The organism is Phocaeicola fibrisolvens, from assembly GCF_025567125.1.
GTDB classification, from domain to species: domain Bacteria; phylum Bacteroidota; class Bacteroidia; order Bacteroidales; family Bacteroidaceae; genus Phocaeicola; species Phocaeicola fibrisolvens.
This window is the reverse complement of the sequence record NZ_JAOQJI010000030.1, coordinates 1-20,215: the sequence shown is the minus strand read 5'-3', so window position 1 is coordinate 20,215 and position 20,215 is coordinate 1. Positions and strand designations below refer to the sequence as shown.

9 protein-coding genes are annotated in these 20,215 nt (G+C 47.9%); all 9 read left to right on the top strand.

Translation table 11 applies throughout. The features are described 5' to 3' along the window. Positions 1–466 precede the first annotated feature (466 nt). Positions 467–3,727 carry a SusC/RagA family TonB-linked outer membrane protein gene (locus tag OCV81_RS11985; RefSeq protein WP_317259225.1) on the top strand — a complete coding sequence of 1,087 codons (3,261 nt, stop codon included), beginning with the start codon at positions 467–469 and terminating at the stop codon, positions 3,725–3,727. Between the two features lie 12 nt (positions 3,728–3,739). Further along, the gene (locus OCV81_RS11980; protein WP_239464670.1) at positions 3,740–5,305 is read left to right on the top strand and encodes a RagB/SusD family nutrient uptake outer membrane protein; all 1,566 of its coding nucleotides are present in this window, start codon (positions 3,740–3,742) and stop codon (positions 5,303–5,305) included. A 21-nt stretch (positions 5,306–5,326) separates the two neighbouring features. Beyond that, a complete protein-coding gene (locus OCV81_RS11975) occupies positions 5,327–6,220 on the top strand; it encodes a glycerophosphodiester phosphodiesterase family protein (protein ID WP_148330209.1) in 894 nt (297 codons plus the stop codon). Then, positions 6,217–7,443, top strand: a complete 1,227-nt coding sequence (locus tag OCV81_RS11970) for a YdcF family protein (protein ID WP_204432701.1) — start codon at positions 6,217–6,219, stop codon at positions 7,441–7,443. The genes OCV81_RS11975 and OCV81_RS11970 overlap by 4 nt, the downstream gene beginning before the upstream one ends. A gap of 51 nt (positions 7,444–7,494) precedes the next feature. Beyond that, positions 7,495–10,257 (top strand): glycoside hydrolase domain-containing protein, encoded by a 2,763-nt coding sequence (locus tag OCV81_RS11965; RefSeq protein WP_394802540.1) that lies wholly within the window; start codon positions 7,495–7,497, stop codon positions 10,255–10,257. 327 nt (positions 10,258–10,584) lie between these two features. Beyond that, positions 10,585–12,897, top strand: coding sequence for a glycoside hydrolase family 20 protein (locus OCV81_RS11960; RefSeq protein ID WP_148330206.1), 2,313 nt, complete (start codon positions 10,585–10,587; stop codon positions 12,895–12,897). Between the two features lie 26 nt (positions 12,898–12,923). Further along, entirely contained in the window at positions 12,924–14,921 is a 1,998-nt protein-coding gene (locus tag OCV81_RS11955) for a family 20 glycosylhydrolase (protein ID WP_148330205.1), read from the top strand. 12 nt (positions 14,922–14,933) lie between these two features. Beyond that, positions 14,934–18,521 (top strand): glycoside hydrolase family 2 TIM barrel-domain containing protein, encoded by a 3,588-nt coding sequence (locus tag OCV81_RS11950; RefSeq protein ID WP_148330204.1) that lies wholly within the window; start codon positions 14,934–14,936, stop codon positions 18,519–18,521. 51 nt (positions 18,522–18,572) lie between these two features. Continuing rightward, a complete protein-coding gene (locus OCV81_RS11945; protein WP_239464673.1) occupies positions 18,573–20,114 on the top strand; it encodes a sulfatase family protein in 1,542 nt (513 codons plus the stop codon). Positions 20,115–20,215: the final 101 nt, after the last annotated feature.

Below are 20,215 nucleotides of genomic sequence, written 5' to 3'. Positions count from 1 at the left end.
TAGTTTATTTTTAAGTTGCAACCTTACAGGGTACAAAGATAGCGAAAGGCGAGGGCAGAGACAAACGAAACACAAAGTTTTTCGATTTGGTCCTGTCTGGCTGCCTCTTATCTTATTTCCATTGAAGTCCGATGGACAAGCATAAAGCGTGTGTAATTTGAAAATGACCTGAAGAATATTGCTGTTTGTCGTTGCGATTTTTACGTTTCCCATAAGCGAAATGTACGTTTCCCTATTGGAAAACGTATGTTTCCGCCACGGGAAACATATGTTTCTCGGCAAGGAAACATAAAAAATGGAAGGACGGTTTGCCAAAGATTTTCCTGCGTTGAAATCTTTTTGTAACCCGATTGTGTCGCAGATTTAACTGACCTGAAATTGGCATGCAATGTACGAGGGATACTTTTGCGCCAGATTTCAATTCTTTAATAACATTATGGGAAAAGTTTTTAGATTGTTTTGTTTTATGTGCTGTCTGATGGTACTGGCTGTAGATCCTGGACAGGCACGTTCTTTAGCGGATGATTGGATACAGGGTCTTGTAGTAGACCAGAATGGTGAAGCCATCATCGGAGCCAGCATTTTTGAGAAAGGTACTCAAAATGGAACCGTGACTGATGTGGATGGTAAATTCAAATTGAATGTACAGAATTATGAAAATACGCTGGAAATTTCCTATATAGGGTACACCACCCAGCGCATCAAGCCGAAAAAAGGAGACAACCTGCGCATTGTATTGACAGAAGATACCAAAACCATTGATGAGGTGGTGGTGGTTGGTTATCAGACCATGCGGAAGACGGATGTAGTAGGAGCTGTTTCCAGTGTGAAATCAAAGGAACTGAACGTGACCACTCCGACAGTCGGTCAGAGTTTGGTCGGTAAGGTGTCCGGTGTACAGATTTCACAGGTGAGTGGAGCTCCCTACGGAAATACGAAGATTCGTGTGCGTGGTGTGGCTTCCATCAATGCCAGTTCCGACCCGCTTTATGTAATTGACGGTTATCCTTCCAACGATGACCTGATGCTGAATCCGGAAGACATCGAATCCATCGAGGTATTGAAGGATGCCGCTTCGGCAGCCATCTACGGTTCGCGTGCAGCCGGCGGTGTCGTATTGATTACGACCAAACGCGGTAAGGAAGGAAAGGTGAAAGTGAACTACAATTTCCAGTTGAGCGTCAACCAGCTGGCCAAGAAGATTGATTTGCTGAACTCCGCCCAGTTTGCCGACCTGGTGGTGGAAGGACGTAACAACGCATATAAGAATATCCTGGTCAATTCCGGGAAGACATGGGATGATTCTTATATCCATCATACCAATGCGGAACGTGCGCAGATGATTGGTTCGGCCAATAGTGCGGCCATGATTCCGGAGTTTCTGTATGATTTTGACAAAGGAGAAGTCATCACGCCGCAGTATGATACAGACTGGCAGGATGAATTGTATCAGAATGCCCTCTCACAGCGTCACCATGTATCAGTCAACGGAGGTACCGACAAGATACGTTATGAGGTGAGCATGGGTTATCAGAATCAGGAAGGTATCATCCTTTCTACCGGACAGAAACGCTTGAACCTGCGGGCCAACCTGGATGCGGAAATCAGTTCAAAGTTCCGGATAGGAGCAACTATCTCGAATACAAGTAACTGGAACCGGGAAGTGCAGGAAGGACGTTTCAATCAGGGACCGATTCTGGGAGCCTTGATTTATGCCCCTGTTTTCCGTTGTTACGATGACAACGGGCAACTGATTAAAGGGGAAATGACCTCGTATGCCAGCGACTATGGCTTTCAGCAGATAGAGAATCCGGTGGCATTGGCTACGGAAACAAAAATCCGTCGTAACGGCGTGAGAAATACTTATAACATGACGGCTACCTACGAACCGGTCAAGAACCTGTTCTTGAAAGTCAACCTGGGTATGTACACTTATTCTGAGAAATACGAGTTCTACCGTCCGACGAGTCTTTCCGACGGGGCCAATCCGCCTTATTCCGACCAGGCCAAGGCCGCCGCAAACGCCATTGCGAATACCACCTTGCAGTCGGACTACCTGGCAGAGTTTACGGCCAACTACAACAAGACTTGGAACGACGCGCACAACTTTAGTGGAGTGGTCGGATATTCCGTGCAGAAAGACATGATTGATGTGTTGGGCGTAAAGGCTACGGGATATGAAGATGACCACATTACGGAAGTGACCGGACATGGAGCAGACCCCAGCGACATACAACTGAACAATACTTACAAGTCGAACTGGACAATGCTTTCTTATTTTACCCGTTTGAACTATAACTTCAAGAACAAGTATTACTTGACTGCTTCTTTCCGTGGAGATGCGTCTTCTTTGTTTGGCCCTGAAAACCGTTGGGGATATTTCCCTTCAGTTTCTGCCGCATGGACACTCTCCAATGAAGATTTCTGGAAAGACCACCTGGGCGACTCTTCTTCCTTCAAGCTGCGTGCAAGCTGGGGTATGAGTGGTAACAACAACATCGGTAACTATGAGTATGCCACTATCATGAATTCTCCAGCCGGTGTGGTGTTTGGCAACGGAAGTATTGTTTCGGCCATGTATCCGGGCGGTGTGAAAGACAATGCCATCGGATGGGAATCTACTTCACAATATAATGTGGGATTTGATTTAAGCTTGTTCAATAACCGCCTCTCTGTATCAGGAAACTATTACCTGAGCTATACGGAAGACTTGCTGTTTGAACAGCCTATCTCTGCCATTTCGGGGGCGACTTCTATCTTGACCAACTTGCCCGACTCGAAGATACGCAATACGGGATTTGACCTTCAGGTAGATGCCCGTGTGCTGACTGGCAAGGATTACGGATTGAATGTCAGTGGAAACATTTCATTGAACCGCAACAAGGTGCTTGCTTTGGGTGGAAACACCATCATCACCAACGGAGCCGAACGTTCTTATATGACCCATATCACTGAAGAAGGACAGCCTATCGGTATGTTTTATGGCTTTAAGGTGGCCGGTATGGTGACAGAGGCTGATATGGCTGGAATAGCCGCAGACGATGCCGTGTACAAGGCTAACGGAAACTCCTTCCCCGAAGGATACAAGTTGCAAGGCCCTCCCCGTTCTTTGTCACAGTCGGTAGCCCTTCAGCCAGGTGATCTGTATTTTGAGGATGTGAACGGCGACGGAGTAGTCAACGATGACGACAAGCGGGTGATTGGCAATCCGCATCCGAAGTTCACTTACGGATTCAATATCAACGGAAACTACCGTGATTTGGATGTGAGTGCTTCTTTCAACGGTTCTTATGGAAACCAGGTGCTGGATGGACAGGATTACTACCTGTTCAATATGGAAGGTTCCGGTAACCAGTATTCCGTCGTAGACGACCGTTATCGCAGTCCGGAGAACCCGGGCAACGGATGGGTGTACAAAGCCTCACGTGGAGGTACGCAGAGCAACAGTACCCGTCTGTCTACCTTCTACCTGCAGGACGGATCTTTCTTCCGCTGTACCAACATTACCGTGGGATACTCTTTCCCGAAGATCAAGCAATGGTCGAATGGTGTCATCAGCAATCTGCGTCTTTACGTAGCTACGGATAATCCGTTTACCATCACCAAATACAAAGGATACAATCCGGAAGTGGATTATAACGATGGTTCCAACTTGACACCGGGTGTGGATTATGGTAAATATCCTTTGATGAGAGCGTATAACATGGGACTTCAGTTAACATTCTAAAGATTGGAAAAAATGAAAAAAACGATATTTCTGACATCACTTTTTGCAATGGGAATATTGACATTCCCTTCTTGCACCGATTTCCTGACGGAAAATGACCCGAACCATATTGTGGCTGAAAATTATTTTTCTACTGAGAACGATGTGGAACGTGCGGTGAACGGAGCCTATATGGCTTTGCGGTCTGGGTATTGTATGGGAGAGGGCAGCACTGCCTATACCGAGGAACGTTCGGACAATGCCGGACGATGGGATAACCAATCAGCTGCCGGTGAACCTTTCCAGTTTACGGATTTTTCCTTGCTGCCGAGCAATACGTACCTGAAATCACATTGGAACGCCATGTTCTCTACCATCAACAACGCCAATTTTGCGATAAAAGGAGCCGAAGAGGTCACTTTTGAAGATGAGGCCCAGCGAAACGAATACCTGGCAGAAGCGAAATTCGTACGAGCATTGGCCTACTTCGATGTCGTGCGCAAATGGGGAGATGCGCCTTTGGTCACTCAATATTTGTCAACTCCGGATGAAATCAATGCCGCTGCGCACCGTGTGGACAAGTCGGAGATTTATGCCTTGATTGTAGAAGACTTGAAGTTTGGTGTGGATAAGAACGCACTGCCTGGATACATGGAAGCCGAAAGGGGACGGGCCAATAAAGAGGCTGCCGAAGGCTTGCTGGGAAAGGTCTATCTGACCATGGCGCATGTTCTGGACGACGGTAAGCGTACGGAATACTTGAACAATGCCAAGACTTACCTGGAACACTGTGACGCCGCCAAAGAGTTTGGCTCGTTGAGCGACATTTCTTTTGATCCGGAAGCTGCCAACGGGGTGTTCAATGTGGATAACAAATCGACCTGTCCGGAAATCTTGTTCCAGATTGTGTACAGACAAGGTGACAAGGATTATCATTCCAGCATCGCCAAAGATACACAGCCGGGAGGTGAAACCACCAACTCGCTCTATGCGACTCAGGGTGTGCCGATGCTGAAAGTCACTCCCGATTTAGTGAAGGAGTTTGAAACAAGTGAAAACGGATACGGATGGAACGATGCACGATACGGTTATTCTGTGGGACATTCCACCAGTCAAAACTGTTATTATGTGACCAAATTCCGCGATAAGAGTGAGGCGGCAGGTACATTGGGTTATGGTGGCAACGACTGGATTATCCTGCGTTATGCTGACGTGGAATTGATGCTGGCCGAAGTGAATGAAGCTTTGGACAATGCGGACGCTGCGATTCGGTATTTGGATGAAGTACGTGCTCGGGCAGGGGTGCCTGATTATGAAACGGCAAAAAACAATCCTGTTTACAGTAGCAAATTCCCTACTTTGAAACTGGCCATTCTGCACGAACGCCGGGTGGAACTGGCTTTTGAGAACCAGCGCTGGTATGACCTGTTGCGGTTCTTCACTCCGTCGGAACTGGTCGATTACATGCATGCTAAGAATCAGGCCGATTACAACGAATCGAACTTGCAGAACTTCTCGGAAACAGATATTTATTATCCGATACCTTATGACGAATGGCTGTTGAACCCGGAAGGCATGTATCAGAACGAAGGATATTAATCATTTACATATAAAAATAAGATGAAGAAAATAACTGTTTTGCTTTTTCTTCTCTGCACAGTCTTTGTACTCTCCGCCCAGGAGCGTACAAAGACTCTTGTGGCAGATATGAAGAGCCATGAAACGAAGAAGGTGCTGGTGGTGGCCCATCGGGGTGACTGGAGAAATGCACCGGAGAATTCACTGCAGGCTTATCAGAACTGCATTGACATGGGAGTGGACATGATTGAGATTGACTTGCAAAAGACCAAGGACAATCAGTTGGTGATTATGCACGACCGTACGCTGGACCGCACGACAGACGGGAAAGGGAAAGTGTCGGATTATACGTTGGTAGAACTGAAGAAGTTTCATTTGAAGAATGGATTGGGAAGAGTAACTTTCCATCCGATTCCGACCTTAGAGGAAGTGCTGAACCTGGCGAAAGGGAAGATTCTGATTAACATAGACAAGGGATATGATTATTTCAAGGATGCCTATTCGCTGCTGGTCAAGACACAGACGGTAGACCAGGTGGTCGTCAAGTCAAGCTATCCGTATGCAAAGGTGAAGGCGGAAAACGGAGAAGTGCTGGATAAGGTGACCTACATGCCGGTGGTCGATTTGAATGCTCCAGATGCCGAACAGTTCATCGAAGAATACAAACCCATGCGTCCGGTCGCCGTGGAATGTTGTTTTTCAGAAGTGACTCCGGAAGTGCTGCGCCTGCTTCAGAAGGTGCAGGACAATGGTTCCAAAATCTGGCTGAATGCCCTGTGGCCTTCCTTGAATGGAGGACACGACGATGACCGTGCCGTAGAATTGCACCAGGCAGACGAAAGTTGGGGATGGCTGTTGGAAAGAGGGGCTTCCCTGATTCAGACAGACCGTCCGGCTTGTTTGCTGCAGTATCTGAAAGAGGAGGGCCGGCGATGAACAGAATCGGGATGTGGTGCCTGGGGTTGTTGTTTCCTTTGTGGGCGTATGCACAAATCCAACGTGATTACCGCATGGTATCTACCGAAAGAGTAGAGAATAAGGCCTATTACTTTACGGCGTTGTTGCAAGAGTTGAGAGATGTGGATTCCCTGGTATGCAATGATTCGGCATTGAAGCAGCTGGGAGCCGCCAAATTGCAGCGCTTGAAAGAAGCAACGACATTGCAGGAGCGGGTGGAGGCGATGAAATTCTCGGCGGAAGAAGTGGAAGAGGCTGGAAAGGCATTGGCCCGCCTTTATCGGACGGGGAATCCTCTGGATAGACTGTTGACCGAACACCTTCTCCCTTCAGGTTGTTATCAGCAGTACAACGACTGCGGCGCGGCGTTGTTGGAGAAGATCTGGCGGCAGGATGCGGAGGGCATGAATTATGCAGTGGAAGTGTATGCTGCAGCCCGTAAGCCTCATTATCCTCAGATTGATTCAATCGGTTTTGATATACACAGCCAGCGATTTGTAGAAGAAATTCTTCCCGCCTGTCAGCAGAATATTGCCTTTCAGGCAGAAAAACATCCTTCTTTTTATGCGATACCCCTGCTGGCAGTCCGTACGTTGCTGGATGTGAACGACCGTTGCCAGTCGGTGGATTACGAACCGCTTTCCGAGACCGAGAACAAGGCGGCTCGTGCGCAGGTACGCCTGACAGACTGGGAGCATTATCCTTATACGGCCATTCTGGTACTGGGCGCGGGACCGGAAGAACCCAATGTATCCATCAGTCCGGAAGGAAAACTCCGCGCCTCTTATGCAGCCCTGCTGTATCGCCGTCATCAGGCCCCTTTTATCATTGTATCCGGAGGGCGGGTACATCCTTATCACACTCCGTATAATGAGGCCTTTGAAATGAAGAAATACTTGATGGACGTCTGGCAGGTGCCGGAAAGCCACATCCTCATAGAACCTCATGCACGGCATACCACCACCAACTTCCGGAATGCAGCACGACTGATGTTCCGTTATGGTTTCCCTGTGGAGAAGGCGGCGGTGGTCACTTCTTCTGCCTCCCATTTGAACAGTGTGGAACAGATGGACGCACGCTGTCTCCATGAGTTGGGGTATGTGCCTTATCGTTTGGGAAAAAGACGGACGGAACGTACGTTGGAGTTTTTCCCGTTACAGGAATCCTTCCGGATTCAGTCGACCGAACCTCTCGACCCTTGAACCTGCATTTATACAAATTCGAATCGGATGATTGAAAAGAGATAAAAGTCTATGCACATGAAACTAGTTTTGTTTACTTTATGGGTTGTTTTTCCCCTATTATTGTGTGCTACTCCGCATAACCTTGCCCCACAGGCAAAAGTTTCCTGCTCTTCTGTGGCAAGCAAGGAATGTGGAGCGCAGTGTGTGGCCGACGGGAAAGTCCGTATTTTGAATGCCGGAGAATGGCGGTCGGGCAGCCGGCTGGATATGAGAGGACGGGTGTATCCTTTCCCATGGATTCAGTTGGACTGGGACCGCCCTGTCAGTGTGAACCGGGTTATCTTGTACGATTGTCCGGATGAGAAAAGTCATACGGCAGCGGGAACCTTGTCTTTTAGTGACGGTACATCCCTGACGGTAAACCTGATTGCTGATGACGGGGCACCCAAAGTGATTGATTTTGCGGCGAAGAAGATTCGCTGGATGCGGTTTCAGGTGACCGACGGAGAAGGAGAGAATCTGGGGTTGTCAGAGATAGAAGTGTACCCTTCGCCGGAATCGTATGCGGACGAGGTGTCCTGGGTCAATCCCTACGTAGAAACCGCAAAGGGGCGTTATTTCTTTTTTGTGACCGGAAGTCTGCCTTTCGGCATGATGAGTGCGGCTCCTTTGACCCGCAACATCAACCAGGGAGGGGGAGGATACAGTTATAACTCGACGCGGGTATTGGGATTTCCCCAGCTGCACGACTGGATGATTTCCGGGCTGAACGTGATGCCGGTATGTGGAACGGTAGATACAGGAAAAGGCAAAGACGGATGGAGTTCTTCTTTCTCGCATGACGGGGAAGTGGTTCAGCCGGGGTATCATCGCCTGTTTCTGGACAGATACAAACTATGGGTAGAGCAAACGGTGACCGAGCGGGTCGGCTTTTACCGGCTGACTTATACCCAACCTGCTCAAGCAAAAGTCTTGCTGGACTTGGGAGGCCATATTTCTACCTCCACGATGGTGAATGCACATGCTTCGCGCGTGAGCGATACGGAGATTGCCGGTTATTTTGATACCACAGGTCGCGTATGGGGAGGAGTAGATAAGGCCCGTGTGTACTTTGTGGTACGCTTTGACCGTCCGTTCCGGACGTTGAACAGTTGGACCGGGACAGAGCGGAAACATCACATTATGCAGATGGAGGGCTCGACGGAAGCCTTTGAGGTGCCGGGTTCTTCTTTCAAACAATCGCCGACCGCTGGAGTGGAAGCCGACTTTGAGGAAGTGCAACCTGGGGAACAGATTCTGCTGAAAACGGCCGTGTCGTATGTGAGCATTGCAAATGCAAGGGAGAACATGGACAAGGAATGCAGCCACTGGGACTTCGGGCAAGTGAGAAACCGTGCATTGTCTGTATGGAACGAATGGCTCAGCAGAATAGAGGTAAAAGGCGGAACAGATGCGCAGAAGGTAAAGTTCTACACGGATTTGTGGCATGTCCTGCTGGGAAGACACAAGATAGATGACATCAACGGAGCTTATCCGGATTATCTGAAAGGGGGGACACGGATAGGGAAGGCGACTCGTATCCATACCCTCTCTCCAGAATACAAGGCAAGGATGCTGCCGAAGGGAAAGGACGGGAAGGTGATTCATCACATGTACAACTCGGACGCGCTTTGGCTGACCCAGTGGAACCTGAACACGTTGTGGGGACTGGCGTATCCTTCTGTGCTTGATGAGTTCTCGGCTTCCTTCCTTCAGTATGGGGAAAACGGAGGACTGCTGCCTCGTGGCCCCTCGGTAGGAGCTTATACATATATCATGACGGGTTGTCCGGCTACTTCACTGATTACAAGTGCTTACCAGCGGGGAATTTGTCATAAATGGGACCCGGAAAAGGCATTTGCCATCATGAAAAGAAACCATGAGAAGGGTGGTATGCTGGCTTTTGACATGGACGATGAACTGGCGTTTTATGTGCGTCACGGATATTGTCCGGGCGATGCCGGCTTGACCATTCAATGGGCTTTTGAAGATTGGGCATTGGGACAAATGGCACAAAAAATGAAGAAACCGCGGGAGGCCCGCTATTTTTTGAAACGGTCTATGGGATGGGGAGCTTCTTTTCATCCGGGCCTGAAACTGATGATGCCCAGGATGAAGGACGGGAAATGGTTGCATACCGACCCGCTTTCAGAAAAAGGATTTGTACAGGCCAATGCCTGGCAGGCTACTTTCGGATTGTCGCACGACATTCCAGGGCTGGCCCGCAAGATGGGAGGAGAGGATAGTCTGGCTGTCCGGCTGGATGAGGCTTTCCGGAAATCGGCTGCGGCTGATTTCTTGTTCAGTTATGTGAGTTACGCCAACCAGCCGGGATGTTCGAGTGCCCATGTGTTTTCCCACGTAGGGAAACCTTGGCTGACGCAATATTGGGTACGTCGTGTCGCTCGGCAGACTTACGGGGCCATTACCCCGGAAAAAGGGTACACTGGAAATGATGAGGACCAAGGGCAGATGGCCGGTGTCAGTGCCTTGATGATGATGGGGCTGTTCAGTCTGGACGGAGGTTCATCGTCCGTTCCTTGTTACGATATTACCAGTCCGGTGTTTGATGAGATTACGATAAAGTTGGATTCAGCTTATTATTCAGGTAAGACGTTCAAGATTGTGGTACACCACAACTCGGCAGAAAACTGCTACATCCAGCGGGCTGTCTTGAATGGACGGGAGTACGGGGCGTATCAGTTGCTGCACCGGGATTTTGCCCGGGGAGGTGTGCTGGAGCTGTGGATGGGAAATAAGCCGAATAAAGAGTGGGGTAGGTCTGGGTTGTGATGTGAACATGTTTTGATGTGGAAGATAGTTTACGGCTTTTGCCGTAAATGATATTTTTATGGGAAATAATTCCTTGCTTTAAAAAAGAAGATGGGCTAGGAATTATTTTTTTTGCTTTCTATGGGATATATAGAAAACTTTTACGGGTTAATAGATATTTTTAAGACTTAAAAATCAGGAGTAAAGGGCTTGAATCAGAAGAAAAATACATATTTTTGTGTTTGAATTTAAAATCCTTAAAGAAATAGTATGAGAGAATCTCTTCATTTTATTTGCTCTTAGTTTGAAGTACCTCGATTTTATATTTTAATGGCCTTAAATTGAATTATGAATAGATTGTTTTTATGGTGTCTCTTGAGTGCTTTTATTTTCGTTGCAGATAATGTACGTGCACAACATCAAGTGAATCTTGTTCCGGCTCCCGTACAAATGGAAAAAGGAATTGGTTTTTTCCAATTCACGGAAGAGACGGTTATTTCTGTAGAAAATGAGGAACAGGAAAGTCTTGCTGCTGATTTTGCTGATTTGTTTACGGTGCCAGCCGGATTTACTCCTCACGTAGAGAGGGGTGCAGCGAATGCGGCGGTATCGTTGGTTACCGACCGGACTTTGAAGAAGGAGGCCTATCGACTGGAGGTGACAGAGAAAGGCATACGGGTGTACGCATCTGAACCGAGTGGTTTCTTTTATGCTTTTCAGACGTTGAGATTATTGTTACCTGCTGATATCGAGAGTTCTACTTTAGCGAATCAAGAATGGAAGGTTCCAGTTGTTGAGATAAAAGATGAACCGCGTTTTGGCTATCGGAGCATGATGCTGGATGTGGCACGATGCTTTATTCCGAAAGAGGAGATCTTGCGTATTGTGGACTGTATGGCAATGTTGAAGCTGAATACGTTACACTTGCACCTGTCGGACGATACGGGATGGAGATTGGAAATCAAGAAATATCCCCGGCTGACGCAGGTGGGTGCATGGAGAGTGGACAGAGGAAACCAGCCTTTCTACGACCGTCGGAATCAGCAAGAGGGAGAAAAGGCCACATGGGGAGGATTTTATACTCAGGACGATATGGCGGAAATTGTGGCATATGCCATGGACCGTCGGATTACGGTAATTCCAGAAATTGATGTGCCGGCCCACTCGTGTGCGGCACTGGCTGCTTATCCAGAGCTGGCGTGTCCGGTAGTGAAAGATAAAATTTCGGTTCTGCCCGGATTAGGAGGGCGTAATCCGGAGATGATTTATTGTGCCGGGAATGAAAAAGTATTTGCTTTCTTGCAGGATGTGATTGATGAGTTGTTGCAGCTGTTTCCTTCTCCTTATATTAATATGGGAGGCGATGAGGCAACCAAGACTTATTGGAAGGTGTGCCCGCTGTGCCAGAAGAGGATGCAGGAAGAACACCTGGAAGAGGTGGAGGACTTGCAGGGATATTTTATGGGACGGTTGAACGACTACATCCAGAGTAAAGGACGTATTCTAATGGGTTGGGACGAGCTGATTAACAGCCAGCTGCCGGAAGGGGCTGTCATTTTAGGCTGGCAGGGGCTCGGCAATGCCGCATTGAAGGCAGCGGATAAGGGACTGGACTTCGTGATGACGCCGGCTCGCATACTTTATCTGATTCGCTATCAGGGGCCTCAGTGGTTTGAACCGCTGACTTATTTCGGAAATAATACGATGCGGGGGGTATATGATTATGAACCTGTACAGGCAGACTGGAAACCGGAATATGAAAAACATTTGCTGGGGGTACAGGCTTCCATGTGGACGGAATTTTGTTCTACAGCAGCCGATGTGACCTATATGGTATTCCCTCGTCTGGCCGCATTGGCCGAGGTGGCATGGTCGCCAAAGGGAGCCAAAAACTGGGAGCACTTCCAGCTGGGACTGGATAATTACCTGGCACATTTGGAGAAAAAAGGAATGGTTTATGCCAAGTCGATGTATAATATTCAGCATACGGTGATGCCTGAGAATGGGAAGTTGCGGGTAAAACTGGAATGTGAGCGTACGGATGTGAAAATACACTATACGCTCGATGGAAGAGAACCTGATATGTGTTCTCTTGTATATACGGAGCCGTTAAGTCTGGAGAAAGGGATCACTTTACGATGTGCCTCGTTCGTCGGGGATATGAGAAAAGGAGAAATCCTGACATTGTCGCTTTCGGATAATAAGGCGACGGGAAAGCCGGTGCTGGGTGCGAATCCAAGGACTACTTTGCTGACGAATGGGGTGCGGGGAAGTCTGCGTCAGTCTGATTTTGAATGGTGTACCTGGGATAACCTTTCATCGGCCACTTTTACGGTAGACTTGCAGCGAGTGGAATCTATACATAAAGTGGTATTAGGTTGCCTGACCAATTATGGAATGGCAGTGCACAAGCCTAAGAATCTGACGGTGGAAATATCGGAAGATAATCGCCGCTTTACTCAGGTAGGGCAACGAGAATTTTCGGAAGAGGCCATTTTCAGAAACGGGAATTATGTGGAGGACGTGACCTTCACATTCGATAAGCGGAAAGCCCGCTACGTGCGGGTTACCGCAAAGGGATTTGGAGCTTGTCCGGCCTATCATTATATGCGGCCCGGGCAGCCGGCACGTTATTACTTTGACGAGATACAAGTGGAATGATAATTATAAATTTTAAATCTGATAGAATGAAGCATCTGATTTTATGTGGTGTGATGTGGCTGTGTGGATTGGGCCTGGCCGTGGCTCAAAGTGTTCCGCAGGTAATTCCTGCCTTGCAGCAGTGGAAGTCGGCCAAGGGTAGACTGGTATTGCCGGAATCGGGCAAGGTAATCGTTTCTTCGGACGAGGAAGAAGCGTTAAAGCAGAGTGCCGAAATATTGGTGCAGGACCTGAAAACGATGTTTGGATGGGATTATCGTGTGGTTGCCGGAAAGAAAGAAAAAGGAGCGGTATTTCTGACCCTGGGCAAATCGGACGAGGCCCTGGGTGACGAAGGTTACCGGATGGGAATCCGAAGCGAAGTGACGATTGAAGCGCCTACTCCGAAAGGGGTTTTCTGGGGAACACGCACCTTGTTGCAGATGATTCACAATCAGCCGGAAGGACTGATGAAAGGGCAGGCCACGGATTTTCCCTTGTATCCGAACCGAGGATTCATGATTGACGTGGCCCGCAAGTTCTTTACGATGGATTATTTGCGTGATTATGTGAAGATTCTTTCGTTTTATAAATTGAATGAACTTCAGGTGCATTTGAATGACAATGGGTTTGTGGAGTTCTTTGGGAATGACTGGAACAAGACGTATGCGGCTTTCCGTCTGGAAAGTGAACGTTATCCGGGACTGACAGCAAAGGATGGCTCTTATACGAAGGCGGAATTCCGGGATTTCCAGAAGATGGCGGCCTCGTACGGGGTCAATGTGATTCCGGAAATTGATGTGCCGGCTCATTCCTTGGCTTTTACGCATTACAATCCCCGGTTGGCGGCAGATAATAAAGCATACGGAATGGACCATCTGGATTTATACAAACAGGAAGTGTATGATTTTGTGGATTCTCTTTTCGATGAGTATTTGTCGGGAGAAGACCCGGTATTTGTGGGACCGGAGGTACATATCGGAACGGATGAATATAATCAGAAAGAATCGGAACAGTTCCGTCATTTCACGAATCATTACCTGGACTTTGTGTCGAAATATGGGAAGACGCCGCGTTTGTGGGGAAGTCTGAACGTCATGAAGGGAGAAACGCCCGTCGATTTGAAAGGGAAAGTGGTAAGTGCCTGGAATTACGATTGGATGGATGTACAGACCTGCCTGGATGCAGGAGCCAAGGTGGTGAATTTGTGTGATGGATTGTTGTATTTGGTTCCTGCAGCACATTATTATTATGATTTTCTGAACTATCAATGGCTATATGAAAACTGGATGCCAGAAATGATGCGTGCGGATGACCCGAAGATGACTGTACGTCATCCCAATTTCTTAGGTGCTATGCTGGCAGTTTGGAATGACCGGGTGGGTAATGGCATTAGTGAACAGGATGTGCATTACCGTACCTTCCCAGGTTTGCAGGTGGTGTGTGAAAAGATGTGGAAAGGAGATAATGCAGGTCAAGTGCCTTTTGAACAATTCATGGCGCTTTGTGCGGCTACTCCTGAGGCCCCGGGGGTAAATTTGCTGGCTAAGGTGGACAAGCAGACTGCACTGGTTGGAGCAGAAAAAGAAGTTGTTTTGTCTGGAATGGAAGTGGTGACTACGGAGGTGGATGAAATCGGATATCCGTATGCGGTAGAATTTGAATTGTGTCCGGATTCCGTTCCGAATATTGATGCAATACTGTTTAAAGGCCCGCATTCAGAATTTGTTTCCAACTGGCAGAATACAGGAAAATTTGCTTTCCGCCGTGACGGTTATGAGTTTGTGTTCCATGCGTATCGTTTGCCTGTAGGAACATGGACAAAAGTGAGGATAGAAGGTGATGTGAAAGGTACATCTTTGTTTGTAAACGGTCAGTTGCAGGAAAGACTGGAAGGCCGTGTCGGTGAGATATATAATGAAAAGAGGAACCGGAAAGACCGTTTCTGGTATCAGGAAACACTGATTTTTCCTTTGAAGCAGTTGGGCGATACCAAAATGGGATTTAAGGGTAAGGTGAAGAATTTAGTATGTATTCCACTTTAATATTAAGAATTTATGGTGAGATTGAATCATTTTTTTTTCATTGTGGGGTTATTGATATGGACCACATTGAATGTAAGTGCACAGGAACGGTATGATCAAAACCGGTTTTATAATTTATGCCCGTTTTATACATTAAATAAGGCGCTGGGCTATGATGCGGAAGGTGTATCGGTCGTTTTGAAATCTTTAGATGCAACCGATAAGGGGCAGCAATGGAGTGTCAATGACCTTTCTGGAAGTTTCCGTCTGGTAAACGTGTTTGATAATAAAGCACTGAGGGCAGATGTAGACCATAGATTGCCGGCCATAGCAGAAGTGAATGGAAGTGATGAGGCACAGCTTTGGACTATACAGAAAAACGGAAAGTTTGTACAGCTTATTCCTGCAAATACTCCTGCGCTGATGCTGGTATGTCAGAAGAATGGTAAACTGGAACTGGCCGACCGGAAGACTGTGGAGAAGAAAGATTTTTCTTTATTCCAGATTCAGTTAAGCAATATGCCCATGCCGGAAGGAGTTGGTGTGACCGTGCGTGAAAAGGTATATTGGGAAGATGAAACCCGTTTCGAAGAAAATAAGGAAGTGGGTCATGCCACGTATATGCCTTATCCTTCTGAAAAGGCAATGTTGAGTGACAAGGCATTTTATGACCGTCCTTGGGAAGAGGTGCATAATCCTGCCTATATGCTGCTGAACGGGAAGTGGGCTTTTCACTGGGTGTCGGAGCCTTCCCAGCGACCGTTGGATTTCTACAAAGAGGATTTCGATTTCTCCGGTTGGGACAGCATTCCGGTGCCGTCTAACTGGGAAATGCAAGGATACGACCGTCCGATTTATGCGAATGTGGAATATCCGCATGCCAATACACCGCCTTATATCCAGGCCCGCAAAGGTTTCAACGACGGTGGAAAGAACTATGGTATCAATCCGGTAGGTTCGTATGTGCGTACTTTCAATCTTCCGGAGGGATGGAATGGAAAACGTACGTTCATCCATTTTGGAGGTATTTACAGTGCTGCTTTCGTGTATCTGAACGGAAAGTATGTGGGTTATTCACAGGGTTCCAACAATGTGGCAGAGTTTGATGTGACCAAGTATCTGAAAACAGGAGAGAACCGGTTGGCGGTACAGGTGTTCCGCTGGTGTGACGGTTCGTATCTGGAATGTCAGGATATGTTCCGTATGAGTGGTATTTTCCGGGATGTGTATTTATATAATGTACCGAAGGTAAGCGTACGCGACCACTACATCACTTGTTTGCTGGATAAAGAGAAGAACTACGAAAGTGGTACCATGAACGTGAAGCTGTCGTTGGACAACCGTGACAAGCTGAAGGGTACCAAGAACCTGCTGGTTCGTCTGCTGGATCCGGAAGGCCGCAAAGTGGCCGAATCGGAGGTGGCTGTGAAATATGCCCCTTCTTCTCCGGTGAGCGTGGCCAATGTGTCGTTCGATTTGTCGGGTCTGTCATTATGGACGGCAGAGACTCCTTCGTTGTACACGGTTCAGGTGATACAGCGTCAGGGCGACAAGGACGAAATGGCGTTTTCTACGAAATATGGTTTCCGGGATATCCAGGTAAAAGGTTCTTTGCTCTACCTGAACGGGAAACGAGTGTTCTTCAAGGGAACGAACCGTCATGACACGCATCCGGTGTACGGACGGGCGGTGACTACCGAATCGATGCTGTGGGATGTGCTGACCATGAAGCGGAACAATATCAATACCATCCGTACGTCGCATTATCCGAATGCGGCCAAGATGTATGCTATGTTCGACTATTATGGCTTGTACACCATGGATGAGGCTGACTTGGAAGACCATGCCAACCAGTCTATCAGTGACATGCCTTCGTGGATACCGGCGTTTGTAGACCGTATCGACCGGATGGTGTTGCGCGACCGCAATCATCCGAGCGTCATTTTCTGGAGTCTGGGTAATGAGGCTGGAGGCGGAGAGAATTTCCGTGACTGTTATGCAGCCGCCAAGAAACTGGACAGCCGTCCGGTGCATTATGAAGGTACACGCGACGGGAAATCATACGGAGGTAACCGTTTCAGCGATTTCTATTCCAAGATGTATCCGAGCATGGACTGGATGGAGGAACATGTGAGCGCGTTCGAAAAGCCTCTCTTTGTCTGTGAATATGCGCATGCCATGGGAAATGCCATCGGTAATTTGAAAGAATACTGGGAAAGCATAGAAGGCAGTAAGGCTACGATTGGAGGAGCTATCTGGGATTGGATAGACCAGGCGATTTACGAACCTCATGAAATGAAGAAAGGGATTTATCGCTTGCATACGGGATATGACTTCCCGGGTCCGCATCAGGGTAACTTCTGTTCAAACGGTATCGTCCCGGCCACACGGGAAGAATCACCGAAGCTGAAGGAGGTGAAAGCCATTTATCAATATGTAGGCTTCAAGTGTCTGGGTATGGATGCGGCACACGATGTAGCCAATATCCAGGTGACCAATAAATATGCGTTCCTGCCGTTGAACGGCTTCGACTTGAAATGGGAGACGGTAAAGAATGGAGAGATTGTGGGGGCCGACAGCTTGAAACTGGAGGCGGTGCTTCCGGGCGATTCCGTGGCTCTCAGTCTGAAACTGACGGGTGTGAATCTGTCGGGGGCACAGAAAAACGGTGACGAGGTGATGGTCAATCTGCATGTGCGGATGCTGTCGTCTACCGTATGGGCAGAAGCAGGACATGAGGTGGCCTTCCGTCAGTTTGAACTGACCGAACGGGCGGCATTGCCGGAACTGGCTGCGAAGAAAAAGAAAAACAACTGGGATGTTCGGGAAGATGAGAAACAGGTTTCAGTAGCGAATGAAAAGGTACGTGCCGTATTCGACAGGAGCACAGGGCAGCTGATTCAGTTGAACATGGGCGGTAAGGAAATTATCAGTCATAAGGGCGGTTTCTTGTACGATAACCATCGCTGGATTGAAAATGATTTGTTCAAGGAAGTGGCCAACGGGCTGGATGCAGCCGGTACATGCGAAGTAACTGTGGAAAAAGGAAAGGTACTGGTACGTACTTCCCGCGGAGGCTCTTTGTGTGCCACCAACATTGTGTATACTTTCACTCCAGACGGTGTGTTGGATATGGATGTACGCTTCTCTCCGCAGACTGCCAATTTGCGCCGTTGTGGGCTGGTATGCCTGTTGGATTCTACGTTGACACAGGTAAATTATTATGCATATGGGCCGTGGGAAAACTACGTAGACCGGAAAGACGCTTGCCCGGTAGGACGTTATACTACTACGGTAGATGAAATGGGCGGTAAGTATGTCAAACCGCAGTCCATGGGCAACCGGGAAGGCTTGCGCAGTTTGGAACTGACCGATGCATCCGGCAAGGGTATCCGTATCCAGACGCAGGGTAATGTGTCGTTCTCCGCGTTGCGTTACACCGATGCAGACTTGATGAATGCCAAGCATACCTGGGAACTGGAGAAACGTCCTTACGTAGTGTTGCATCTGGATGCCGCACTTCGGGGATTGGGTAACGCAAGCTGTGGTCCGGAAACCATGCTGAAATACCAGATACCACAAAAGCCGATGAGTTACAAACTCCGTATTTCCGCTTTATAAACTTTAATAACCTAAAACCAAATTATGAACAAACTTTACCCCCTTGCCGGTATGGTTACCCTATCGGCTGTGACCACTGCCTGTCAGCAAGCTGACAAGCAGGAAAAGAAGCAATACAACATTGTGTATATCATGACCGATGACCATACGGCGCAGATGATGAGCTGTTATGACACACGCTACATGGAAACGCCCAATCTGGACCGGATTGCCAATGAAGGTGTACGTTTCACCAATAGTTTTGTGGCCAACTCGTTGAGTGGTCCCAGCCGTGCCTGTATGCTGACTGGAAAACATTCTTGCGGCAACAAATTCTATGATAATACCACTTGTGTGTTCGACAGCGCGCAGCAGACGTTCCCGAAACTGCTGCGCAAGGCTGGCTATCAGACGGCCATTATTGGAAAATGGCATTTGGAAAGTCTGCCCTCTGGTTTCGATTATTGGGAAATTGTGCCGGGGCAGGGTGATTATTATAATCCGAATTTTATTACACAGGATAACGATACCATCCAGAAGCACGGATATATTACCAATATCATTACGGACGATGCCATCGACTGGCTGGAGCACAAGCGGGATGAGAAGAAACCTTTCTGCCTGATGATTCACCATAAGGCGATTCACCGTAACTGGATGGCAGATACCTGCAACCTGGCTTTGTATGAAGACAAGACTTTCCCGTTGCCGGATAATTTCTTTGACGATTATGAAGGACGTGAAGCAGCTGCGGCACAGGAAATGAGCATCGTAAAGGACATGGACATGATTTATGACCTGAAGATGCTCCGTCCGGACAAGGATTCCCGCTTAAAGAGCGTGTATGAAAGTTTCCTGGGACGTTTGGACAGTGCACAGCGTGCGGCCTGGGACAAATTCTACGGCCCGATTATTGATGACTTCTATAAAAAGAATCCGCAAGGAAAGGAACTGGCCAACTGGAAGTTCCAGCGTTATATGCGTGATTATATGAAGACGGTCAAATCGTTGGATGACAATGTGGGGCGTGTGTTGGATTACCTGAAAGAAAAAGGTTTGCTGGAAAATACATTGATTGTCTATACTTCCGACCAAGGATTCTATATGGGAGAGCATGGTTGGTTCGACAAGCGTTTCATGTATGAAGAATCCATGCATACCCCGCTGATTATGCGTCTGCCGGAAGGTTTTACCCGCAAGGGAGACATTACGGAAATGGTGCAGAATATCGACTATGCGCCTACTTTCCTGGAATTGGCGGGAGTGGAAGTTCCGTCGGACATGCACGGAGTTTCTCTGCTGCCTTTGTTAAAAGGAGAGCACCCGAAAGACTGGCGCAAGGCTTTGTATTACCATTTCTACGAGTATCCGGCCGAACACATGGTGAAACGCCATTACGGAGTACGTACAGACCGTTACAAACTGATTCATTTCTATAATGACATTGATACATGGGAGCTGTATGACTTGCAGGAAGACCCGCACGAAATGCACAATTTGTATGGTCAGAAAGAATATGAGGGAATCGTGACGGAACTGAAGGCGGAAATGGCTAAACTGCAAGAGCAGTACAATGACCCGGTACGTTTTTCTCCGGATCGTGACAAAGAATAATCTTTAAAGTTGGGATATTCAGTAAATGTCCCCCAAAAATAAAATGGCATATGAAGTGATTATGGTCTATCATTTTCATATGCCATTTTTATTGTCATTTT